The 24,058-nt window shown below is 75.0% G+C and carries 13 protein-coding genes; 7 read left to right on the top strand and 6 right to left on the bottom strand.

The genetic code is table 11. The features are described from left to right. Positions 1-2 precede the first annotated feature (2 nt). From pcaG to pcaD, 3 genes are read left to right on the top strand one after another with little or no spacing between them, the layout of a single operon-like run. The gene (gene pcaG, locus C4J65_RS30535) at positions 3-608 is read left to right on the top strand and encodes a protocatechuate 3,4-dioxygenase subunit alpha (RefSeq protein ID WP_115745321.1); all 606 of its coding nucleotides are present in this window, start codon (positions 3-5) and stop codon (positions 606-608) included. After that, positions 605-1,969, top strand: a complete 1,365-nt coding sequence (gene pcaB, locus C4J65_RS30530) for a 3-carboxy-cis,cis-muconate cycloisomerase (protein ID WP_115745320.1) — start codon at positions 605-607, stop codon at positions 1,967-1,969. The genes pcaG and pcaB overlap by 4 nt, the downstream gene beginning before the upstream one ends. Before the next feature lie 5 nt (positions 1,970-1,974). Then, positions 1,975-3,096 (top strand): 3-oxoadipate enol-lactonase, encoded by a 1,122-nt coding sequence (pcaD, locus tag C4J65_RS30525; protein WP_162833645.1) that lies wholly within the window; start codon positions 1,975-1,977, stop codon positions 3,094-3,096. A gap of 27 nt (positions 3,097-3,123) precedes the next feature. Here pcaD and C4J65_RS30520 read toward each other — a convergent pair whose 3' ends face one another. Next, positions 3,124-5,805, bottom strand: a complete 2,682-nt coding sequence (locus C4J65_RS30520) for an AAA family ATPase (RefSeq protein WP_115745318.1) — start codon at positions 5,803-5,805, stop codon at positions 3,124-3,126. A gap of 264 nt (positions 5,806-6,069) precedes the next feature. On the opposite strand from C4J65_RS30520, the gene C4J65_RS30515 reads away from it, so the two are divergent. Next, positions 6,070-7,107 carry a DUF2510 domain-containing protein gene (locus C4J65_RS30515; protein ID WP_115745317.1) on the top strand — a complete coding sequence of 346 codons (1,038 nt, stop codon included), beginning with the start codon at positions 6,070-6,072 and terminating at the stop codon, positions 7,105-7,107. A 168-nt stretch (positions 7,108-7,275) separates the two neighbouring features. Here the strand turns inward: C4J65_RS30515 and C4J65_RS30510 are convergent, their stop codons facing one another. Then, positions 7,276-7,890 (bottom strand): TetR/AcrR family transcriptional regulator, encoded by a 615-nt coding sequence (locus C4J65_RS30510; RefSeq protein ID WP_115745316.1) that lies wholly within the window; start codon positions 7,888-7,890, stop codon positions 7,276-7,278. Positions 7,891-8,064: 174 nt separating this feature from the next. Here C4J65_RS30510 and C4J65_RS30505 point away from each other — a divergent pair, with 174 nt between their 5' ends. Both C4J65_RS30505 and C4J65_RS30500 read left to right on the top strand, forming a co-directional pair. Further along, positions 8,065-8,880 (top strand): phosphatase PAP2 family protein, encoded by an 816-nt coding sequence (locus C4J65_RS30505; protein WP_115745315.1) that lies wholly within the window; start codon positions 8,065-8,067, stop codon positions 8,878-8,880. Further along, a complete protein-coding gene (locus tag C4J65_RS30500) occupies positions 8,877-9,830 on the top strand; it encodes a hypothetical protein (RefSeq protein ID WP_115745314.1) in 954 nt (317 codons plus the stop codon). The genes C4J65_RS30505 and C4J65_RS30500 overlap by 4 nt, the downstream gene beginning before the upstream one ends. Positions 9,831-9,858: 28 nt before the next feature. On the opposite strand, the gene C4J65_RS30495 is transcribed toward C4J65_RS30500, so the two are convergent. Then, a complete protein-coding gene (locus C4J65_RS30495; protein WP_115745313.1) occupies positions 9,859-11,922 on the bottom strand; it encodes a phospholipase C, phosphocholine-specific in 2,064 nt (687 codons plus the stop codon). Positions 11,923-12,106: 184 nt separating this feature from the next. On the opposite strand from C4J65_RS30495, the gene C4J65_RS30490 reads away from it, so the two are divergent. Further along, positions 12,107-13,396: an MFS transporter gene (locus tag C4J65_RS30490; protein WP_162833422.1), complete on the top strand. Its 1,290-nt coding sequence runs from the start codon at positions 12,107-12,109 to the stop codon at positions 13,394-13,396. Positions 13,397-13,490: 94 nt separating this feature from the next. On the opposite strand, the gene C4J65_RS30485 is transcribed toward C4J65_RS30490, so the two are convergent. From C4J65_RS30485 to C4J65_RS30475, 3 genes are all read right to left on the bottom strand, one after another. Continuing rightward, complete coding sequence (locus C4J65_RS30485) at positions 13,491-15,326, bottom strand: hypothetical protein (RefSeq protein WP_115745312.1); 1,836 nt, start codon at positions 15,324-15,326, stop codon at positions 13,491-13,493. Beyond that, entirely contained in the window at positions 15,323-18,931 is a 3,609-nt protein-coding gene (locus C4J65_RS30480) for a DUF5682 family protein (protein ID WP_115745311.1), read from the bottom strand. Before C4J65_RS30480 ends, C4J65_RS30485 begins: the two co-directional genes overlap by 4 nt. Before the next feature lie 85 nt (positions 18,932-19,016). Beyond that, positions 19,017-24,050 carry a DNA-binding protein gene (locus C4J65_RS30475; protein WP_115745310.1) on the bottom strand — a complete coding sequence of 1,678 codons (5,034 nt, stop codon included), beginning with the start codon at positions 24,048-24,050 and terminating at the stop codon, positions 19,017-19,019. Between the last annotated feature and the right edge of the window lie 8 nt (positions 24,051-24,058).

The raw sequence follows: 24,058 nt of genomic DNA, 5'->3' as shown, positions 1-24,058 counted from the left end.
AGATGACGAAGATCGACACCAGCAGCCCGGAGCAGGTGCTGCCGACCCCGTCGCACACGGTCGGCCCCTTCTACGGGTACGCCCTGCCCTTCCGCGGCGGTGAGGACATCGCGCCCGCCGGGCACCCCGACACGATCACCGTGCACGGGTACGTGTACGACGGCGCGGGCGACCCGCTGCCCGACGCCCTCCTGGAGCTGTGGGGCCCGGACGCCGAGGGCCATGTCCCCACCGCCGACGGCTCGATGCGGCGCGACCCCGCCTCCGGCGGCTTCCTGGGCCGCAACGGCGTGGAGTTCACCGGCTTCGGGCGCATCCAGACCGACGCGAACGGCCACTGGTACGCGCGGACGCTGCGACCGGGCGCACGGGGGCGCAGTGCGCCGTACGTCAGCGTGTGCCTGTTCGCGCGCGGGCTGCTGGTGCACCTGTTCACCCGGATCTACCTGCCGGGCGACACGGCTGCGCTCACCGCCGACCCGCTGCTGGACCGGGTGCCGGCCGAGCGCCGCGACACGCTGATCGCCGCGGACGAGGGCCACGGGACGTACCGTTTCGACATCCGCCTTCAGGGCGAGGGCGAGACGGTCTTCCTGGAGTTTCAGTGACATCACCTGCCCTCCCCGACCCCGCCGGGAGCGACACCGACACCGACACGAGCCTGCTCGCCCCGGGGTGGGCGGGCTCGCCGGCCGCGTCGACGACCGGCGAACGCGCCTATCTGCGGGCCCTGCTCGACGCGGAGGCGGCGCTGACCCGCGCCCAGGCCGCGCTGGGGCTCGCCCCCGCGGAGGCGGCGGACGCGGTGAGCACGGCCGCCGCCGACCCGGCCGCCTTCGACCCGCGCTCCCTCGCCGAGCGCGCGCGGGGCGGCGGGAACCCGGTCATTCCCCTGGTGGCCGAGCTGACGAAGGCGGTCGGCGAGCCGTACGGACCGTACGTGCACCGGGGCGCGACCAGCCAGGACATCCTGGACACGGCGACGATGCTGGTCGCCGCCCGCGCCCTGGACCTGCTGCGGCCCGATCTCGCCCGTACGGAACGGGCGCTGGCCCGGCTGGCCGCCGAGCACCGGGACACGCCGATGCCGGGCCGGACGCTCACCCAGCACGCCGTGCCGACGACGTTCGGACTGAAGGCGGCCGGATGGCGCGCGCTGGTGCTGGACGCGCGGGACCGGATCACGACGGTGCGGGACGCACTGCCCGCCCAACTCGGCGGCGCGGCGGGCACCCTGGCCGCCTTCGAGGCGTACGGCTCGACGGACCCGACCGCGCTGCCTGCCGCCTACGCCCGTGAACTGGGGCTGCGGGCACCCGTACTCCCCTGGCACACGCTGCGCACTCCGGTCGCCGATCTGGCCGGCGCCCTCGCCTTCGCCGCCGGGGTGCTCGGGAAGATCGCCGTGGACGTGCTGACGCTGTCCCGCACCGAGATCGGCGAGGTCGCCGAGGGCAGCGGGGGCGGTTCCTCGGCGATGCCGCACAAGGCCAATCCGGTGCGGTCCACGCTGATCGCGGCGGCCGCCCGGCGCGCGCCGCAGCTCGCTGCCACGCTGTACGGCTCGCTGGCCGCCGAGGACGAGCGTCCGGCCGGGGCCTGGCACGCCGAGTGGGAGCCGCTGCGGGACCTGCTGCGGCTGACCGGCGGCGCCGCGCGGGATGCCGCGGAGCTGGCCGAGGGGCTGCGGGTGCGCCCGGACGTGATGCGGGCGCACCTCGGCCTCACCCACGGGCTGATCGTCTCGGAGCGGCTCTCGGCCGAACTGGCGCCGGTGCTCGGGCGGGCCCGTGCCAGGGAACTGCTCACCGAACTGGCGTCGCGTGCCTATGCCGAGGACCGCGGCCTGGGTGAACTGCTTGCCGAGGTGCCGGGGTTGCGCGAACTCGACCTGACCGCCGCCACCGACCCCGCTCGTTACACGGGCGCGGCTGCCGCCCTTACCGACCGTGCTCTGGAGCGACGTTGACGACCATGCTCAACCACCTGTCCCAAGGCCCCGCCTCCGCTCCTCCGCTGTTGCTCGGCCCCTCGCTGGGCACGTCGTACGCGCTCTGGGACGCGGTGGCGCCCGAACTGTCCGTCCGGCACCGGGTGATCCGCTGGGACCTGCCGGGGCACGGAGGTTCCCGGGCCGACCTGATCGGGCCCGGCGCCACCGTCGGGGACCTGGCCGATCTGGTGCTGGCGCTCGCCGACTCGCTCGGGGTGGCGCGGTTCGCCTACGCCGGGGTGTCCCTGGGCGGCGCGGTGGGCCTGCATCTGGCCGTGCACCACCCGGAGCGGGTGTCGTCCCTGGCGGTCGTCTGCTCGTCGGCGCACTTCAACGGCGCCAAGCCGTGGGAGGAGCGGGCCGCGCGGGTGCGCGAGGAGGGGCTGGCACGGCTCGCGGACAGCGCGGACGCGCGGTGGTTCACGCCGGGATTCACCGTGCCACGGTTGGTCCGGGACCACCGGGAGGCCGATCCCGGTGCGTACGCGGCCTGTTGCGACGCGCTGGCCGCCTTCGACCTGCGGGACCGGGTCGGTGGGATCACCGCGCCGACACTGCTGGTCGCGGGGCGCGAGGACCCGGCCACTCCCCCCGCGCACCTGCGGGAACTCGCCGACGCGGTGCCGGGCGCGACGCTGACGGAGATTCCGGGTGCCTCGCACCTGGCGCCGGCCGAGCGCCCGGAAGCGGTGCTGACGGCGCTGCGGGCGCACTTCGACGGTGCGGCCGGGCGGGGCATGGCGGTGCGGCGCGAGGTGCTGGGCGACGCGCACGTGGACCGGGCGCAGGCCCGGCAGACGCCGTTCACCGCCCGCTTCCAGGACTTCATCTCGCGCTACGCGTGGGGCGAGATCTGGACCGACGAGACGCTCTCGCGTCGCGAGCGCAGCATGGTCACGCTGACGGCGCTGGTCGCGCACGGCCACTACGAGGAGCTCGCCATGCATGTGCGGGCGGCGCGCCGCAACGGGCTGACGCCGGAAGAGATCGGGGCGGTGCTGCTCCAGACGGCGGTGTACTGCGGGGTGCCGGCGGCGAACTCGGCGTTCGCGACGGCGCAGCGGGTGCTGGCCGAGGAGGCCGGGGGCACGCCGCCGGAGTGAAGCCCCTCGGCTCGTCCCGACGGCCTCTCAGCCCGCTTGGCCCACTACCGCCAGGGCCTCGCGGGCGCGGGACGCGAGGCCGTCGGCGCCGCAGGATTCGGCCAGCGCCAGTCCTCGGTCGAGCTCGGCCGCCGAACGGGCCGCGAGACCGTACTCCACGCGGGCGGCGGCGTGCTCGTACTGGCAGGGCGAGGCCTCCAGGTAGGTGACGGCCTGGGCGGCGAGCCGGACCGCGCGCTGGCCGGTCTCCAGTGCGGCGGCGCAGCGCAGGGCCTCTCCTATCGCGGTGTCCGTGCCGAAGCGTTCGGCATGGCGGCGGGCGTCGGTGGCCAGTCGGGCGGCGCGGCCGGGGTCCTCGCCGGCCAGCGCCCGGGCCAGTTCGGTAGCCCAGGGGACGACCACCGGGTTGTGCCGGCCACGCGCGGCGGCCGCCTTCTCGGCGGCCTCCAGTTCGTTGACGCCCTCCTTGGTGCGGCCGGTGGCGAGCAGCAGCCGGCCGCGCACCGGGCGGGGATCGGGCAGCACGATCGTCGACGGGTAGGGCGGTGCGAAGCCGTACTGGTCGGCGACGGTCCTGGCCTCCTCGACGTGGCCGCGGGCGAGCAGGGTGTCGATCAGGTTGCAGATCGCCGACCAGTACAGCGGCAGTCCGCGGCCGACGCGCTCGGCGATGCGCAGTGACTCGCGCAGCGACTGCTCGGCCTCCCTCAGGCGGCCCCTCCTGCGGTGGCCGAGGCCGACGTAGGCGTGCGCGAGGGAGAGGTGGCCACCGCTCCAGCCGGCACTCTCGTAGGCGCGCAGGGCCTCGGTGAACAGTGCCTCGGCACGGTCGAGCCGGTCGGCGTAGGCATAGGAACTGGCCAGCATCATCGGCAGTTCCAGGCCCCACTCGGTGTCGGTCCAGCCGAGTCCGGGCGCGAGCCGGCCGTTGACGAGGGCGCGGTCGCACAGTTCGACGACCTCCTCGGCGCTCTCGCCGTGGGTCATGGCGTCGAAGCCGCGCAGGATGAGCAGGGCGCGCTCGGCGTTGTCGCGGCCGGTGCAGGTGGCGGCGAGTTCGGCCAGGCGTGCGGAGCGGTGCGGCGAGGAGGTCTCGCCCGCGTGGATGCCCTCCCACATGTACTGGGCGGCCTGGAGTCGCAGGCGCGCGGAGGGGTCGGGGCTGCGTGCGGCCTCCGCCTCCACGGTGCGGACGGCCTCCTCCAACTGGTCGTTGTGGAGCAGCGCCTGGGAGAGCCGGAAGACGGCGTCCACACGCTGTTCGCCCTCCAGCCCCGGCATGGCGAGCGCGGTGCGCAGGTGACCGATGGTGGTGGCGGGCGCGGTGAGGAGGGTGGCGCAGCCCAGTTCGAACAGCACGCGCGCGTGGGACTCCGGCAACGGCGGTTCCTGCAGCGCCCGTTCCAGGCAGCGCCGGGCCGCGTCGGGGGCTCCGACGGCGAGGTGCTCGCGGGCGGCCTCACGCAGCTGGGCCACGACTTCCTGGTCGTCGTCGGGGTGCACCTTGAGCAAGTGACGGGAGGCGGCCGCGGCGCCGAGCCCGGAGTCGGCGACGAGCTGGGCCGCTATGCCGTGCATCGCCGTGCGCAGCGCGTCGGGGATGGAGTTGTAGACGGCGGTGGCGATCAGTGGGTGGACGAACTCCAGGTCGCCCGCGCCCGGTTGCCGGGCGGTGGCGTCGGGTACGGACAGGATCCGGGCGCCCCGGAGCAACTCGGCGCAGCGGGCGGCGTCGGCGCGGTCCAGGGTGGCGAGCCTGGCCACCATGTCGACGGTGATGCCGCCGCCGAGGATGGCCGCGGCCCAGGCGAACCGGGTGGAGTCGACGCCGAGTTGCTCCAGGCGGGCGACGAGGCCGCCGCCGCGGGCGGAGCGGTTCAGGGCACGCAGTTCGGCGGCCTCCGCCTCGACGGGTTGCAATTCGCTGTCCTGGACCTTCGCGAGGAGTTCGACGGTCTCGTAGGGGTTGCCGCCGGTGACGGCCCACACCTCGCGGCAGAACGCGGCCTCGGCGTGTGCGCCGAGCGTGGCGCGGGTGAGTCCGGCCGTCGCTTCCGGGGTGAGGGCGTTCAGCGGGGCGAGGGGCCGGCCGACGGCGGTGGCCGCCTCCAGGTGACGGGCGCTGTCGCCGCTGACGTCGCCGGGACGGCGGGCGATGACGACCAGGACGGAGGTCTCGTCGAGCCGTTCGGCGAGGGCGGCGAGCCAGCGCAGGGTCTCCTGGTCGGCCCAGTGGGCGTCGTCGATCAGCAGCACCAGCGGCCACTCCCGGCGGGCGAGCCGGCGTACGGCGGCGACCAGTCCGTCGCACACGCCCTGCGGGTCGGCCTGCCGCTCGCCGGGGTCCGCTATGCCGAGGGCGGGACCCGCGATGTCGTACCAGTCGCCCAGGTACTCGCGGGCCTCCTCGGGGAGCATCGACACCAGGGCGGGCTGGAGCAGTTGGCGCACCACGTTGAAGGGGACGGACCTGAGGGTCTCGCCGCCGCGTGCCGACCAGACGGTGCAGGCCCGGGCCTCGGCGATCCGGCGGGTCTCGGCGAGCAGCGCCGTCTTGCCGACCCCGGCCTCCCCGCGGGCCTCCAGCAGGGTGCCGGGGGACGAGCGGTCCGCGCACAGGGTGTCCACCGCACGCGTGATGGTGGCGACTTCCTCGTCGCGCTCCCAGAGGGAGGCCGGGACGGCGCCCGCCCGCCGTACCTCCGTCATCCCGCTACCTCCCCGAGTCGCCCGAATGACGTACAGAGGCTGAGCCTAGCCCTCCGATCGCGCAAGTGGTGGGCGCTCCGCCGACCAGTTGCCGTGACGGGTGACATGCGGTAAAGCGTGAACGACGGACCGGGCCCGTCATCAGCGGCGGTGCGGCCGGGCACCCGTCAACCTCGCGCGGCGCGGGGCGCCGGTCGGTCCGGAAGAGGGTGGTGCGACCGGGCCTCTCATCCGCCTTTCACCGACGCCTCATACGGTGGGCACATGACGCAGGCGACTCCTCCCGGGTGGTACCCGGACCCCGGACAGAAGAATGACGGTCCCGCCACCGAACGCTGGTGGGACGGCACGGCGTGGACCGACCGGGTGCGCCCCGCGGGGGCGGACGCCGCATGGGCTCCACCCGCGCAGCCGCCGGGGCAACCGCCGGTCCAGCCGCCGGTGCGGGACACCGCGGCCGGGCCGTATCCCGTGCACCCGGGCTATCCGGGCATACCCGTCCAGCCCCCGTCCGCGCGACGGCGGCGGCTGCGTGCCGGCACAGCCGTCGCGGCGGCCGTGGCGGTGCTGGCCGGCATCGGGGTCGGCGTGTACGCGCTCACCGACGACGGCTCGGGTGGCGACAACACCGGCGCCTCGCGGCAGGACCGGCGCGGTCCCGGCGAACGGAACGACCCCTTCGGCGACTCGGGCGGCGGGGGCGGTGGCGAGGACGGCCGGTCGCCCGCGCCGGACTCCCCGGACCAGTCGGAGCCGCCCACGATCGACAGCGGTTCGGTGACGGACGCGTTCAGCGGGATCAGCCTGCCCATACCGGACGGCTGGTCGGGGCAGGAGTTGCAGGTCGGCGCGCAGGTGACGTCGGACGACGCCTACAAGTGTCCCGGCGACACCTCCAAGTCCTGCACGAAGGGCGGCGCCTACTCGGCCCCCGCCGTGCTCCTGAAGACCGAGGGCGACACCGCGGAGGAGGTCGCGAAGGCCGACATCGAGGCGAACGCCGAGGAATCCTACGGCGGCGAGTCCTACGGCGGGATCACCTCGCACGAGGAGCTGGCCTCCAAGGCGGTCACGGTCGCCGGTCAGAAGGGGTACCTGGTCCGCTGGAAGGCGGTCACCGCCAAGGGCTCCGACGGCTTTGTCGAGTCGCTGGCGTTCCCCTCGCCCGCCGACGCCGAGCGCATCGTCGTCGTCCGCTTCGGTGTCGACACCGACCAGCAGCAGACGGTCATCGACGACATCACCAAGGGCATCGAGGTGGACACCTCGGGCGGCGGCGGGGGCAACGGGCAGGACGTCTGACCGGCCCGGCGGTGCCTACGGAGGCACCGCCGGAAAACCGTCGGCCGGGCGGGGCGCCCTTCCGCTCAAAGGGTGCCCCACCCGGCCGGGGGTGCGCGCCGCCCCCGTCCCCACGGTGCGGCGCGGGCAGGCCACCGTCCAGTCATCCCGTGGACGGCGGCCTGTGTCTCAGGGGAGGCCGAGCGCAGGCAGCACGACGGCCTCCACGAACCGGACGAGGTAGGCCGCGTCCGCCGGCTCGCCCTCCAGGACGGGCCGCATCCGCAGCATGCCGAAGAGCTGTGCGGGCACGTACTCCAGCGCCGGATGACCGGCCGGCACCTCTCCCCGGGCCACACCGCGCGCGAGGATCGCCCGCAGCGCGGCGGTCTCCGGCTCGACGAGCGCCTCGCGCAGCGCGCACTTGAGTTCCGGGTCCTCCATGACCGCGTGGCCGAGCGCCTGGAGCAGCCCGGTGTCCTTGCCCGCCCCCTCGCCCGCGGCCGCGGCCGCCCGGCGGAGGTCCTCGGCGAGCGAACCGGTGTCGATGCCGGTGAAGCGCACCCGGCGGTTGGAACGCAGTGCGGCGGCCACGAACTGGGGCTTGGTCTTCCACTGCCGGTAGAGCGTGGACTTGCTGCACCGGGTGCTGGCTGCGATGCCCTCCATGGTGACGGCGTCGTAGCCGCACGTGCTGAGCTGGTCGAGCACGGCGTCGAAGAACTCCTGCTCACGCTCTGGCGTGATCTTGGAGCGGCGCGAGGCGCCGACCGCTTCCGGTCGGTCCGCGTCCTGCGACGTCATGGGCCCCGTTCCTTCCCGTTTCCAGTGTGTTCTATGTCTATCGATACGCCAGTGTACCGGTACTCCACCGTATCGGTACACTGGCGTATCGGAACGAGGTCGTATCGATGAAAACCGTCACACGCCCCGTACCCGAGGAGCCGCACGCACCACCGTCAGTGAAGGGGCCGGGGGATGAATGCCCGCAGCGAGCCTGCAGAAGCGGGGCCGGACGCGCCCGCGCGCCCACCGCTCGTCCGTGAGCTCCTGCTCGTGGCCGGGCTCTTCCTCCTCTACAAGTTCGGCCGCCGGCTGGCGACGGGAGACACCGCCGAGGCGTTCCGCAACGCCCACCACGTGTGGGACTGGGAACGGGTGCTCCGGCTGCCCGACGAAGGCACGGTGCAGTCCCTGCTCCTGCACGGCGACACGCTGATACACGTCGCGAACACGTACTACGCCGCCGTCCACTTCCCGGCCACCCTGGCCTTCCTGGTCTGGCTCTACCTGCGACGGCCCGCGCACTATCTCTGGGCCCGCCGGGTGCTGGCCGCAGTGACCGGCGCCGCGCTGGTGCTGCACCTCCTCTTTCCGCTGGCCCCGCCGCGCATGCTGACCGCGACCGGCCTGATCGACACGGCCCGGCTCTTCGGGCCCTCGGTGTACGGGCCGCCGCGCACCGACACGTTGTCGAACCAGTTCGCGGCGATGCCCTCGCTGCACTTCGGCTGGGCCCTGATGCTGGCGATCGGTCTGATCGTCGCGACGCGGACCCGGTGGCGCTGGCTGTGGCTGCTGCATCCGCTGGTGACGCTGCTGGTCATCGTGGGCACCGCGAACCACTACTGGCTCGACGTGATCGTGGCCACGGCCCTGCTCGGCCTCGCGCTCGCCGTACTGCGGCTGCCCGAGCGGCCCCGACGGCCGCGGTGCGCCCTCCCCCGCCGGCGGACCGAGGTCCGGCGCCGGTCGGCTGCCGAGCGGCCCGCGCTGGTCGGGGCGGGCCGATGAACGCCGCCCTGGTCGCCGTACTGCTGTCGCTCGTCTCCGCCTGCGCCTACGCCGCGGCGGCCGTCGCCCAGGAGCGGCTGGCCTCGCGCGCCTCCGGCGCCGGTCCGCTGCGGATGCTTGCCTCCGGCGCCTGGTGGCGGGCGGTCGCGCTCAACGCCTCGGCGGCACTGCTGCACGTGGTGGCGCTCAAGTACGGCCCCCTCACCGTGGTCCAGCCGCTGGGCGCGCTCACCCTGGTCGCGGCGGTGCCCCTGGGGGCGCGGCTGGCGGGCCGGCGGGTGAGCGCGATCGAGTGGCGGGGCACCGGTCTGACGCTGCTGGGCCTGGGCGCACTGCTGCTCACCGCGTCGGGGCCCGCCCCGGACGACGTGCTGAGCGTGCCGGAGGCGCTGACGGTGTCCGGCGCCACGGCGGCGCTGATCGGCGTGCTGTCGCGGCCCGGCACCCGGCCGGGGCTGCGGCACGCGACGGCGTCCGGCATCGCGTCCGGCGTCGCCTCGGCGCTCACCCAGACCGTCACGGTCGCCGTCACCGACCGGTCGGGCCCGCTGCTGAGCGTCCAGGTGGTCGGCGTGGCCGTGCTGGTGGCCGCCTTCGCGACCGGCGGACTGCTGCTGTCCCAGACGGCGTACCGGGGCGGTCTCGGCGCCCCGCTGGCGGTGGTGACCCTGGCCAATCCGGTGGCCGCCGCGGTGATCGGGCTCTCCCTGCTCGGGGAACGGCTCAGGGGCGGCGCGGGCGGCGTGCTCCTCGCGCTGACCGGTGCGGCGCTGGCCGCCTGGGGAGTGCTCCAGCTGAGCCGGGCGACCCCCGAGCGGCCGGAGACGGCCGCACCGCTGCTCGCGGGTCCGGTACTCGCCGGCCCGGAGCCGGAGCCGAGGGGACCGGCACCGGCGGGACCCGGGATGGTGCCCCGGCAGCCGGGGCCGGGGCACCTCACGCGGTTCTAGTCGCTCCAGTCGCCGGGTCCGGGCCGGATCAGTCCGTGATGATCGCCGGGTCGCTGGTCCCCGGCCGGCCGTTCTCCACGTGCCCGGCGAAGCGCCGCAGGAAGGCCGGGTCGGTCTCGGAGGTGACCGTCACGTCGTACCAGCGCCGGCTGCGCGCGAGGTCGACGGTGTGGTGCACGGTGGCGCCGGGGCGGACGGCGAGGGTGCGGGTGCGGCCGTCGTGGGCGTTCGCGATCCGGAGCCGGACCGTGCCGGTGCCCGTGTGGGTGAGCGTCAGCCGGAGGTCTTCGCCCTCGTGGCGCGCGGTGACCTCGGGCCCGGCGGGTCCGGCGGCCGCGTTGGCGCCCCGGAAGACCCGCAGGAAACCGGCCGGGCCGTGCACGGTCAGGTCGTAGGAGCCGCCGGAGTAGGCCGAGTTCCAGGTGTCCGCGATGTTCTCGCCGGCCTCGGTGGTGTACGTCCAGGGGCCGTCGGTGCGGTTGCCGGAGGTGACGAGGAAGGCGGCGCCGGCCCGGGCCCCGGAGCCGAAGGCCAGCGTGAACTTCCCGGCCGCCGCGTCCACGGCTCCGTCCACGTGCGGGGCGTAACGCAGCGGGCGGGTGGGACGCGTCCCGCGTTCCTGCCGGGGCATGCCGGGGTCCGCGGGCGGCGTCGGACGGTAGTCGGGGTGGCGTTCGCGGTCCGGCGGCTCGTAGGCGTCGGTGTCCGGCAGGCGGGCCGGGCGGCTGTCCGGGCGGGAGAAGTCGAAGGCGGAGGTCAGGTCGCCGCAGACGGCCCGCCGCCAGGGCGAGATGTTCGGCTCGCGGACGCCGAAGCGGCGCTCCATGAAGCGGATGACCGAGGTGTGGTCGAAGGTCTCGGAGCAGACGAAGCCGCCCTTGCTCCACGGCGAGACGACCAGCATGGGCACGCGGGGGCCCAGCCCGTAGAAGCCCTCGCGGTGGCTGGCGCTGCCCTCGAAGACGTCCAGCGAGACGTCGACGGTGGAGCGGCCCTGCGCGGCGGACTTCGGCGGCAGCGGCGGCACCACGTGGTCGAAGAAGCCGTCGTTCTCGTCGTACGTGATGAACAGGGCGGTCTTCGCCCACACCGCCGGGTTGGAGGTGAGCGCGTCCAGGACCTGGGAGATGTACCAGGCGCCGTAGTTGGACGGCCAGTTGGAGTGCTCGGAGAAGGCCTCCGGGGCGGCTATCCAGGAGATCTTCGGCAGCTTGCCCGCCTTGACGTCGGCGCGCAGCCGGTCGAAGTAGCCCTCGCCGCTCTTCGCGTCGGTGCCGGTGCGGGCCTTGTCGTACAGAGGGTCGCCGGGCTTCGCGTCGCGGTACTTGTTGAAATAGAGCAGGGAGTTGTCGCCGTAGTTGCCGCGGTAGGCGTCGTCGATCCAGCCCCAGTGTCCGGCCGCGTCCAGGCCGTCGCCGACGTCCTGGTAGATCTTCCAGGAGACCCCGGCCGCCTCCAGACGCTCGGGGTACGTGGTCCAGTCGTAGCCGAGTTCGTCGTTGCCGAGGACCGGGCCGCCGCCCTCCCCGTCGTTGCCGGTGTGTCCCGACCAGAGGTAGTAGCGGTTGGGGTCGGTGGAGCCGATGAAGGAGCAGTGGTAGGCGTCGCAGACGGTGAAGGTGTCGGCGAGCGCGTAGTGGAAGGGGATGTCCTCGCGGGTCAGGTACGCCATGGTGGTGGTGCCCTTGGCGGGCAGCCAGCGGTCGTACTTGCCGTTGTGGTAGGCGTCCTGCCCGTCGGACCAGCCGTGCGGGAGCCCTTCCAGGAACTGCATGCCGAGGTCGTCGGCCTCCGGGTGGAACGGCAGCACCTCCGTGCCGTCGCCCTTGCGCTGGTGCCACACCGACCTGCCGCCGTCCAGTCGCACCGGGTGCGGGTCGCCGAAGCCGCGGACCCCGCGCAGCCTGCCGAAGTAGTGGTCGAACGAACGGTTCTCCTGCATCAGCACGACGATGTGCTCGACGTCCTCGATCGACCCCGAGCGGTGGTTCGCCGGGAGCGCGGCGGCCCGGTCGATGCTCGCGGACAGCGCGCCGAACGCCGTCGTGGCGCCCGCGAGTTGGAGGAATCTGCGCCGGTTCACTTCGGCCATGGGGTGAGGGACCTCTCGCCTTGGGGGTGGCTCAACCGGCCGAACGGTGCCGGGTGATGACGGAATGCGCGCGAAAGGAGTGTTCCAGGAGCAGCAAACGTCAGGGAAGGGTCCGGTGGCGCTGGTGTGAAAGTCACCGGTACGCGAGGTGTGCCGGGCCCGCCGTACGGGGATGGTCGCGATCATGACAGGCATGGACACGGAAGCACCGGCACCCCCCACCCGACGGCCCGTACGCCAGCTCCTCGCCGCCTCGGTGGGCAACGCCGTGGAGTGGTACGACTGGTACGCCTACACCTTCCTGGCCACCTACCTCGCGGACCAGGTCTTCCCGAAGGGCGCGGACAACTCACTGGTGCCGCTGCTGTCGACGTTCGCCGTGTTCGCCGTGGGCTTCTTCATGCGGCCCGTCGGTGGACTGCTGATGGGCGCGATCGCGGACCGGCGGGGACGGCGCTCCGCGCTGACCGTCACCATCCTGCTGATGGGCGGCAGCAGTCTGCTGGTCGGGCTGACCCCGACGTACGCGGCGGCGGGTGTGCTGGCCCCGGTGGTCCTGGTCCTCGCGCGGCTGCTCCAGGGGCTGTCGGTGGGCGGCGAGTTCGCGGCCTCGACGACCTTCCTGGTGGAGTCGGCGGGGCCGGGCCGGCGCGGCCTGTTCTCCAGCTTCCAGTACGTCTCGACGACGGCCGGGCAGCTGCTCGCGTCCGGGATCGCCACGCTGCTGGTGGACACGCTGAGCGAGGACCGCATGAACGGCTGGGGATGGCGGCTCCCCTTCGTGTTCGGTGCCGTCCTCAGTCTGGTCGGCTTCTGGATCCGGCAGGGCGCGCAGGAGACCCGCAGCAGCGAGCAGCAACGGGCGCCGCGCCCGGCCCTGTTCGAGGCGCTGCGCCGCCATCCGCGCGAGTCCCTGCTGATCTGCGGCATCACGGCGGGCGGCACGATCGCCTACTACACCTGGACCTCGTACCTGCCGACGTACGCCGAACTCAACGCGGGCGTGGCCAAGTCGGACGCGCTGCTCGCGGGGACGATCTCGCTGGCCTTCTTCGGGCTGCTGCAGCCGCTGGGAGGCATGCTCTCCGACCGGTTCGGGCGCCGTCCCCTGCTGCTCTTCTTCGGCGTGGGCTTCGCGCTGCTGAGCGTGCCGCTGCTGCACTCCCTGCGCGACTCCTTCGCCGTGCTGCTGCTCGTGCAGTGCGCCGGGATGGTCCTGCTGACCGGCTTCACCTCCATCAGCGCCGCCGTCAACGCCGAGGTCTTCCCGCCCCGGGTGCGGGCGGCCGGCATCGGCTTCCCGTACTCGCTCACGGTGGCGCTGTTCGGCGGCACGGCACCGTACGTGGGCACGCTCTTCAAGGACCTGGGCCACGCCGGGATCTTTCCCTGGTACGTCGCCGTGCTGTGCCTGCTCTCCTCGCTGGTGTACCTGCGGCTGCCGGAGACGGCGCACAAGGAACTGCGGCGCTGACGCCGGGCCTTCCCGCCGGGTTCTCCCGTCGGCTTCTCCCGTTCGGGTTCTCCCGTCAGGTTCTCCCGCCGGCCTCTCCCGCCGGGCTTCGGGCTCACCGGTGCCAGAGCGCGCGTCGCAGGGCCGCTTCCGTTCCGGTGAGGTAGACGGCGGTGGCCAGCCACTGGGCCGCGTACTGGTCCCGGTCGTCCCCGGCCGGACGCCCGAAGGCGTCCCGGGGACGGCGGGCGGCCACCGTGCCGAGCGCGGCGAACAGGTCCGCGCCGGTGGCGAACCCGCCCCGGCGCAGCGCGGCGACGTGGCGGCCGCGGTCGCTCTCGCGCGCGGGTTCCGCGGCGGCACGGCGTCCGCCCGTGACCGCCAGTTCGACCAGATCGCGCACGAGCCGGAGCGGCGAGTCGACCGGACGGGCGTCGGCGTCGGTGAGCGGGGACTGTGACGGTGACGGTGACGGACCGGGTGCCTTTGCCGGGAAGTGCGCGTCGCGCAGCCGGTCGTAGCCGAGGTCGGCGCGGTCCCGCCATTCCTCCGGGAGGCGGAGCGTCGCCGCCCCGGCGCCGGGGACCGGCCCGACGGCCAGTGGGCGCAGGGTCGTGACCCGGCGGGGGTCGACACGCCCGAGCAGCCGTACCCGCAGCCCCGGGCACGCGCCCAGCCGCCGGAGGTTGGCGGTGTGCGCGAGGGCGGGATGGCGGTGGGCCGGTGCCAGCCGGACCACCGGCCCCGAACCGTCGTCGGTGCGGACCCGGGCCAGCACCTCCGCGCCGTCGGCGGCGACGATCTCCACGTCGCACCCGGCCAGCGGCGGGGCAGGCCCGGTCCCGTCGACGGCGCCCGTGGGCCCGGCACCGGCCCAGGTGCGTCCGGCGGCGAACGTGGCCCGGACGCCGGGCTCCGCGAGCAGCCGGCCGTCGGGGGCGACGACGGCCCCGGTGACGACCAGACCGCCGCGGGACAGCCGCTCGTGATCGCTGAGGAAGGAACGGACGGCGACATGGGCGGTCCCGGCGCGGCGGGCCCGCCCCGGGCCCCCCGGTCCGATGTCGCGCAGCGTGTACCAGCGGCCGGCGTCGTCGACGAGATGGGTGAGGACACCGCCCAGGGCACCGGGGCCGACGACCGGTTCCCGGCAGACGCCGTAGAGGCGCAGCGGCCCGTCGGGGTGGTGGTTGCGGTGGACGGCGCCGATCAGCTCGGGGTCGGGGTCGGCCGCCTTCAGGCGGTGGGTGACGAGGAGGAGTTCCCGCAGGGCGGCGACCGACTCGGCGGGCCGGTGGACCCGGTGGGCACCCTGCGGGTCACGCGCGTCGCGCAGGTGGCGTGCGGCGTCGAGGGCCGCCCCCTCCGCACGGTGCAGGCCGGCCAGGCGTGCGGTGTGCGCGGCCCGGAGCAACTCGGCCTGGAGAACCGCGCCCGCCGCGGTGACCCCGGCCGCCAGGACGGCCGCGGCCGCCGCCCAGAGCCCCTCGGCGGCACGGACCTGCTCGGCGGACGGCCCTCGCGCGGGAAGGGCGGCCGGCGCGGTGGGCGGAGCCACTCCGGTGGAGGTTCCGGTGGGCGGAGCCGCTCCGGTGGAGGTTCCGGTGGGCGGGGCCGTCCCGGCGTGCGGGGGCGGGGCCGCGACCGGGGCGGCGCCCAGGGCGGCGGTGCGGTGCAGGCAGCGCGGGGAGAGGAGGCAGGTGCAGCGGGCCTGGTCCGGTGCGGTGATCGTGCCGGACGGGCCGGGTGTCAGGGTGACCCGCGCGTCCTCGCCGCAGCGGATGCCGTACGTGCCGTCCTCGGCGGCGTCGACGGGGGTGGCGGCCAGCGACTCGACGGCCGCGTCGAGTCTGCGGCGCAGCCGGGTTGTCAGGCCTTCCACCGCGGCGGCGAACACCTCCGGTGCGACCGGCGGGAGCGAGGGGGCGGTGCCCGGGCGGGGACGGGTCATCGGGCGGCTCCACGGACCTGGCCGCCGACCCAGCGGGCGAGCGAGAGGGGGCTGAGGGCGGCCACCGGCATTCCGGCGGCGACGAGTTGGCGGGTGACGGGGACGGAGTAGCGGGGAGTCCCCTCGCCGTCCAGCGCGGCGCAGCCCAGCAGCCGGACGCCGGAGGAGACCAGGGTCCTGGTCTCGGCCAGCAGTCCCTCGACGGCGGCGCCCTCCTCGAAGTCGCTGACGACCACCACGAGGGTCCGGTCGGGCGCCCTCACCAGGGAGCGGGCGTGGGCGAGACCGGCCGCGATGTGTGTCCCGCCGCCGACCTCCACCTCGAGCAGCAGCGAGAGGGGGTCGGCGACCAGGCCGGTGAGGTCGGCGACCTGGGTGCTGAAGGTGAGGAAGTGGGTGGAGATCATGGGTGCTCCGCCCAGGATCGCGGCGGTGAGCGCCGACCAGACCACCGAGTTCTCCATGGAGGCGGAGACGTCGACCACCAGGATCAGCCGCCAGTCGTTGTGCCGTGCGGTACGGGTCCTGAACACCGGCCGTTCGGGGACGACTTCGACCTGTCCGTCCTCCCGGCGGCGGGTGTGCGCGAGGTTGGCCCGCAGGGTGCGGGGCAGGTCGAGCGGGCCGCCGGGGCGGCGGGTGGGGCGCGGGGTGGTCAGGCCCGTCAGGGTGGGGCGCAGGCGGGTGGCGAGTTCTTTGGTGAGTTCCTCGACCAGTCGTTTCACGAGGGGCCTCAGGCTCGCCACCCGCTGCTCGGGCATCCCCCTGGCCAGCGTCAGCACGGCGGACAGCAGTTCCACGGAGGGCCGTACGGAGGCCGGGTCGAGCAGGGCGATGGCGTCCGTGCGGCCGTCGGCGACGGCACGTTCGAGGACTTCCTCCCGGATCTCCGCGCCGAACAGCGTCCGGAGGTCCTCGGCCCAGTGCCGGATGCTGGGGCAGCTCCGCGCCCGGCCTCCGGTCCGGTCGTCGCCGGCGGCGCTGCCTCCGGAGGTGCCGCTCGCGCCGGATTCCGGCTCGCCGCCGTCTTCGCCCTCTTTCGTCTCCCCGCTCTCCCCACTCTCCCCGTCTGCTTCCCCGCCCTCCCTCTCGAAGAGTTCGTCGAGTGCCCGGGCGTACGGCCGCAGGGCCGCGGGGAGTCGCGCGGTGTCGCGGCCGAGCAGCAGCCGCCAGCGGTCCACGGGGCCGAGCCGTGGGGGTCCGGCTCCGTGCGGGGCCTCGGCGGCGGAACGCTCCGTCGGCGGCGCGGGAGCCGACGTCGCCCCGGAGTCCTGTGCCGCCGGGGCACCCACCAGGTCCGCCAGGCCCAGCTCCCGCAGCAGGGTGAAGCCCTCCTCGTCGGCCGCGGCCCACCGCCCGACCAGCTCGGCCGACGCGGGGAGCCGCAGGTCGGGCAGGTCGCCCAGGCGGTCGGAGACGGCCGCGAGCACACGGGTCCGTCCCTGCGGTGTGAGCGCCCGGAAACCGCCACGCAAGGCGTACAGCCGGTCGAGGAAGCCGCGGTCACTCATGGTTTCCACGCGCTCGAACAGCGGGCCGAGGGCGGTGGACGCGGACTCGATCAGGAATCCGGCCGCGACGAGCACCCCGGTGAGCCGGCGTTCCAGCCGGCGCCGTCCGTCCGGCCCGGTCGCCGTGTCCACCCAGCCGGCGAGCCTCGTCCCCAGCACGTGCGAGCCATCGAGGTCCAACAGTACCCGGGCAGCCTGGGCGGCGCCCTGGAGGAGCGGGGAGCCGGTGCGGGACAGCGCGTACAACTCGCCGTCCAGCCGCAGGCCGAGCCGGTCCGTGGCGCTGCGGACGGCAAGGGTGACGACCGCGACGGCGTCCCGGGTCTCGTCGCTGCCCGCAAGACCCGGCAGGACGCGGACGGCGGCGTCCAGCAGGAGCCCGGCGAGCCGGGCCGCCCGGTTCCGGACGCGTTCGGTGGTGCCGGGCAGGTGCCGTCGGCTTATGGACTCCAACAGGTCCAGAGCATCGAGGAGTTCGGGCAGGCCGGCGGCGCCCGGCAGGACGCGCTCGGCCTCCGTGAGGCCGTCGTGGAGCAGGTGCGTGAGCGCGCACCGGGCCGCGGCCCCCAGGAGGGCGACGACCCGGGCCGGGGTGACCCGGCCGGCCTCGGCCGCCCTGCGGTGGTTCTCCCGGAGGGTGCCGTCGGCCGCCTGGGCGGCGGTCACCCCGCGGACGCCGACGAGGTCGAGGCGGGCGGCGACCGACGGGGTCCACGCGGCCCGCCACCGGGTGGTGAGCGCGCCGCCCTCCCCGGCCGCGGTCACGGCGACGGGCTCCGCGTAGCCCACCCCGCATTCCCTAAGGCGCTGGAGCAGGATCTCGCGGCGGGCGTCGAGCGCGGAGCGCAGCGGCGTGAGCCGGAGGTCCCGGCCGCCCGGGTCGGCCGGGCCGGGCAGCCGCAGCGCGGCCAGTTCGGCCTCCACCCAGGGTCCGAGGCCGGAGCGGGGAGTGCCGGGCGCGAGGTGGCCGCGTCCCGTGCCGACCAGGACGGCGCCCAACTCCCGTTCGGGGACCTGGCCCCGGCCGAGTACGGACGTCACCGCCTCCACCAGTTCCCGGCGGCCCGGTGCGGGCAGGCCGCGCAGGGTGCCGAGGTCGCAGGCCAGCCGCAGGGCCTCGACGGCCTCACCGGTGCCCGCCGTGTCGCCGGACGCGCGGATCTCCCGGCACACTTCGGTGAGGAACCGGGCGGCGGCGTCACGGACGCGGCCGGGGTCGCCACCGGCGTCGAGCAGCGCCTGCCGCCAGCGCGGGGCGCGGATGCCGGCGGGGTACCCGGAGCCGGGGTCCAGCAGGGCGAAGGCGTACGGCACGAGGGACGTGACGACCGGGGAGCCCGGCCCCGCGTCCGGCACGGTCTCCGCCACCGTCCCCGGGTCGCCCTCCTCGGACAGTCCGGGCACGTGGAAGGCGCCGACCACCGCCGCGACCCGGCGCTGTCCCTGCGCGGCGATGACCCGGCGCATGTGTGCTTCGCGGGCGAGGCAACCGGCGGGGAGGCCGTCTCGGTCCGCGCCGTCCCGGCGCACCGCCCGCCCGAAGGCGAGGGCGGCGCGGCGCACGGCCTCGGGAGCGCTGCCCGGCGCCAGTGCCTCGACGGTGCGGTCCCACAGCTCGTCGACGTCGGTGCCGGTGCCGGTGTCGGTGTCGGTGTCGGTGCCGGTGTCGGTGTCGGTGTCGGTGTCGACGTCGGTGTCAGTGTCGATGTCGGTTCCGGCCGGCGGCACGCGGAACCACGCCGGGTCCGCCAGCGGCAGATCGCAGCAGACCACCTCCGCGCCCCGTTCCCGCGCCCAGCGGATCGCCGCCAGTTCCGGCGAGAAGTCGGCGAGCGGGTAGAGGTGCAGCCGGCCGTCCTCGTGGGCACCGCTCAGGGCCACCGGCGCCACGGTCCGCGGATCGGCGAGGTACGGCAGCCAGGTCTGGAAGTCGGCCGGCAGTTCCACGCAGACGACCTCGGCGTCCGCGGCGTCCAGCAACCGGGGGACGGCGACGGCCAGTGCGGGGCTGTGGTGGCGTATGCCGATCAGGTACGGCCGCGTGTCAGCCGTAGGCACCACCACCTCGGTGACGGTCTCTTCGCGTGCGGTCATGGGTCCCAGGTGCGCGGGCGGGCGGGGGGTGGACAGGAGGCGGCGGGGACGGCCGCGCGACGGCCGTCCCCTCCGGTGGCGGACGTCAGCGGCGGCGCCTGTGCGGCCGCGGCACCTCCAGTTCCTCCAGGCGCGGCCCGTCGCCGTCCTGGACGCGCTGCCAGGCCTCGCGGTACAGCCCGGCGACGGGCCGGGTGGGCACGACGGTCCCCAGGACGGGTGCCTCGCCCTCCAGCAGGTCGTACATCGGCAGCTTCCACCGCTCCAGGGGCAGGTGCGGATTGCCGGGCTGGGTCCAGCCGCCGGGCAGGAACAGCGAGCGTCCGGCCTTGGAACGGCTGCCCTCGACCACGAGGTCGGTGGCAGCCAGTTCGGCGCGGGCCGCGCGGAGCCTGGCCGTTCCGCCGCGCTGCCCGCCCCAGCCGCTCCAGCGGGCGGTGTTGCGGTCGGTGGGGTCCGGCATGGCGAGCAGCATCAGGTAGACGACGGCGGCGTCCTCGCCGATGCCGTACCGCTTGGCCGCCTCGCCGACCAGGTCGGGCACCGAGCGGGCGGGGTCCTGGGGCCACCACAGCCCGTCCGCGTCGCGCTCCCCGCCCATCGGTTGGCCGGGGTCGGCGAGCAGTTCGGCGAACGACCGGTCGTGGACCAGGCGCAGTGCGGTCTCCTGGGTGTTCGGCCGTTCACCGGTGAACAGCGCCGCCAGGTGCGGGTCGTGACCGGCGGCGTCCAGCAGTGCCGGCCGGATCGCGGGCAGCGGTTCCGTCCGCTCGGTGCCCAGGACGACCGCGCCGTGGCGTTCGAAGTCGTCGCCCGTCTCGGCAGGGTCTCCGGCGGCCCGCCGGAACGCCTCCCAGTCGACGCCCCGCCGGTCGAGGGCGAGCAGCAGGCCGGGATGGGCCAGCCGTTCGCGCAGCGCGGTCAGGACGCCGGGCAGGGCGGCGCGCAGCGGGTCGCCGGAGGGGAGCCGGTGGGCGAGCCACGCGGCCAGGGCCACCGAGCCCTTGAGGACCGAACCGTCGAAGCCGGGCGACTTCTCGGCGGTCTCCAGGTAGTAGCGGCCGGTGCTCCAGGTCAGGTCCTTCGTCAGCCGGGGCTCGGTGGCCAGGTCGACGAAGCCCCGCAGGGCGTCGGCGGGCGCCCAGCCGACGGGCTCGACGGTGCGGACGGCGTCGTGCAGCACCTCCTCGGGCAGCGGGGTGCGCCGGCCGAGCCGCTCGTTCCAGACCTCGGCCGCGCGGGCGGTGTCGGGGCCGTGCGTCCAGAGCCGGGAGGGTTCGGTGGGCAGCAGTGCCGCCAGGACGGCCCGCAGGGCGCCGCTGTCGAGGGACCTCAGCTCGTCCTTCGCCACGCGGGCGTCGGCGGACTTCACCCCGATGACCTTGAGGGTCGCGGAGGGCACGTTCGTGCGCTTGTCGTCGGTCTGCGGCATCCCGGCGAGCACCAGCCGGGCCGTGGTCGGGGTGACGCCGGTGAGCCGGGCGAACTCCTCGGCGGCCTCGGGGCGCCAGGGCACCGGCCCGCGCTCGGCCAGTCCGGCGCGGAAGGCGGCGACCCAGCCGGGTGGCCGGGTCGGCTCCGGCACGAACGGCTCCTCGGACACCGGCGTGTAGGGGGCCGGTGTCTCGAAGCGGCCGGACGGGTCGTGGTGGACGGCGCCGTAGTGCTTGCCCTTGACCTCGTGGGGTCCGTACTCGCGGACGAACTGGTACCAGTCGTCGGGGAAGACAAGGAACTCGCCGCCCTCCAGGTCGAGCACGGTCCCCCTCCGGTACCCGTGCGTGTCGCCCGGCCCGTCGAAGGTGTCGGGGTCGAAGGCCAGGTGCACCCGGCGCCAGTGGCCGGGGTCCAGCTCCGTCAGCCCGTGCGCGTCCAGTTCACCGAGGAAGGTGTCCAGGGCCTGCCGGTGCTCCTCCACGGTGGCCTCCGAGGCCGCCCGGAGCGCCAGTACGGCGGGCAGTTCGGGCAGGGCCAGCCCGTTGAGGTGCTCCAACGGCTCCTGCTTGGCGAGCGAGAGGTGAAAGATGCCCGCGGGAGCCGGTTCCGCCAGCCCCTTCATCGACCGGGCGAGGAGCTGCGGCAGCTCGAAGAGGCTGTGCCGGAAGTCGTAGTACCCGCGTGCGTCGCGTTCGGTCAGGCCGGCGCCGTTCAGCGCGGAGGCGAGCAGGTGGTCGCCGAGCGCGGGCCGCGGTTCCTCCGGGGTGACGCCCCGGACCGCCGAGTCCAGCCGGGCGAGCAGCCCGTCCAGAACGCGCTGCTGCTCGGCGGCGTAGCGCGCCACGCCGGTGATGCCCCGGAGCAGCCCTTCGTCGCCGGCCTCCGGGAAGAGCGTGCGGACAGGTCCGAGGACCGCGTCCCGGTCCGCCGCCCCGTCCTCTCCGGTCGTCTCGGCCACGGCCGCCGCCAGCAGCGCCGCCGCGACGTCGTCGCCGACCCGGCGGAGCGCCGCGGAGCCCTGCGGGTCGCGGGGCCGGAGCAGGTGCCAGTAGCGCAGGGGCGGCAGCAGGGGGGTGCCCGCGGAGAAGGGACCGGCTGTCTGATCACGCGTGAAGTGGGCGAGCACCGCGTTGTCGGAGTCCCGCAGCTGGAGGTCGCTCGACCACCGCATCACGGTGACTGCCCGGTCGGTGCCGGGGAAGACCAGCACGTTCTCCGGGCTCCCGCCCACGCGCCACGGTACGACCACCGAGCGGCCGGCCAGGTCCTCTCCGTGCCGCGAGCCGTCGGGCCGGATGATCACCCGCCAGCCGATCAGCCCGTCCACCGGGGCGCACACCGGGCCCGGTTCGGCGGACGGGACGGGCAGCAGCCACGAGGTGCCGAGGGTGCTGCCCTCCGGTGCGGCGCGCAGCCCCTCGCCGAACCAGTCCGGACCGCCGCGCTCCCCCACCGTGTCGTCGGCCGGGTCGTAGGCGTGCCAGTCGCTGTTCCTGTCGCGGGACCAGTCCTGGACCCAGAGCCAGTACGAGGTCCCGTCGCTGATCACCGGCCGCCGCCAGGGGACTTGGGTGTCCCCGGGCCGCAGCACGCCGCGGCCGGTGGTGCTGCCGCCCCCGGGGACCGGGAGGGAGGCGGACGGCATGCCGTTCGTCCCGCCGCTGCCGTCCGCGTGGCAGGCGTAGGAGGAGCGGACGTCGCCGACGAGTTCCGTGGGCGGCGAGGTGCCCGTGTCGGGGTGGTACCAGTAGCCGTACGAGGTGGACTCTGCGGACGTGTACCAGGAGACCAGCAGTCCGCCGTCCACGTACCGGACGTCGGGGCGGTCCGCGTCGTCCGGGAGGCGCAGCTCGTGGCTGAGGACCGTGCCCTGCGCCCCTAGTACCCGGGCGTGTGTGCCGTCGAGGACGACGAGGTACGGCCAGGCCTCGGCCACGCGTGTCGCGCGGGCCCCCTCCGGGGAGGCGGACGAGCCGATCGCCTCGTCCCAGGCGGGCCAGCCCAGTTCGTCGACGATCCCGTCCCGCAGGGCGCGGGCGAGCACGGGCGCCATGCCGGTGCCCAGCGCGCCGCGCACCTCCTGCTCGGCGGTCGCCAGGATCTCGCCCGGCAGCCAGTTCAGCGTCTGGAACGGGCCGCTGTTGAGGGCGAAGTCGCCCAGTCCGCTGGTGAGGTAGCCGCGGCTGACCTCGGCGACCCACTCGGCGAGCATCGGGCGGCCGCCCGGCGACTCGGCGAGCCGGGTCACGGTGCGCTTGTCGATGCCCTCGCGCCCGTAGGTGGGGCAGCCGCTCCGGAAGACCTCCCGGAAGCGGGTGTCGGCCGCCAGGGCGAGGAGGTCGCGCCGTTCGTCGAGGTCCGCCCAGTCCTGGAGGTTGAGCCACGGGCGGTGCTCGGGGTCCCCGACCGGGATGCCCAGGGCGAGGAGCTGGTCGAGGAGGTTGACGTCGCCGACCGGGGGCGGCAACGTACCGCCCTCGTCGTTCAGTTCGGCGCGGAGGGCGCCGGCCAAGCGGTCGACGAGGGGGTACAGCCCGGACGGCGCGATGTACCGCTCGTGGGTGCGGCACAGGGCGAGGAACCTTCGGGTCCAGCCGGCGGTGCCGTCGGGGGACCGGGCCTCGGCGGGCAGCGTGGCGTCGCACAGTCCCTCGGTGGCGCCGGTCTTCTCCAGCAGGTCGAGCCACTGTCCCAGCTCCTCGTGCTCCCACTCCGAGGGGAGCAGTCCGAGCAGGGAGCCGCGGGCGGCGGGTTCGCGCCGGGTCAGTTCCACCAGGGCGGCACGGTGGGCCTTCCACCAGCCGGGCGGTGCCTTGCGGGTGCCGGGCAGCGGCAGCACCTCGCGCAGGTAGGCCGTTTCCTCGGCGAGCGCGTTCCTCCCCGCGACGGCCTTCGCCAGCCTGCGCAGATCGCCCGCGCCGGGGCTCGACGGGGCCACGCCGTGCGCGGCGAGCCGGACGAAGAGCCCGCGCAGGTGCCGGAAGGCGGTGGCGGCCGGCACCCGGGACGAGAGTCCCTTGGCGTAACTGGAGAGCACCTTGGTCGGCATGGCGCCGGCGAGGGCGAACTCAAGGAACACCGCGTCCATGCGGGCCTCGTCGAACGGCAGGGCGTGGGCCGTCTCGGCCTTGCGCGCGTTGACGAACATCTGCGAGGCGTACGCCCTCTCGCCGGCGGCCAGGAACACCCGGCCGGCCTCCTCGTAGAAGGTGGGCAGGAAGTGCGGCACGGAACCCGCGAGGCGGGCTCCGATCGACTCGTAGGTGGCGCGGGCCCGCTTCGCCCGGGAGCGCACCGTCCTGGCGACCTTGTTCATCTCCTCGACCAGGGACATCGCGAGGTGACCGTCGGTGGGGTGGCGGACCAGCACCCACTCGGGGAAGCCCATGGCCCGGTGCTGTCCGACGCCGACCTCGACCGGCTCGGCCACGGGCAGCAGCCCGAGGAACCCGCCGCCGTCCCCGCCCGCCGGGTCTCCCGCGGCGGATTCCGTGCCGGACGGGTCGGCGGGCGTCAGGCGGACGACGATCCGGTCGTCCAGGCCCGGATGCCGGTAGGCCCGGGTGAACACGGGCACGGCGCGGTCGCCGCCCCCGGTGGTGCCCGGCGGCAGCACCGCACCGGCGCGCAGCAGCTCCTCCACCTCTGCCGCCGCCCCGTCCCGGGTCGTGCCGTCGCTCATGATCGTGT

The sequence above is a fragment of the Streptomyces sp. CB09001 genome, assembly GCF_003369795.1.
GTDB lineage: Bacteria > Actinomycetota > Actinomycetes > Streptomycetales > Streptomycetaceae > Streptomyces.
Note: the sequence above shows the minus strand (reverse complement) of the source record. Positions and strands in the feature narration are given on the sequence as shown.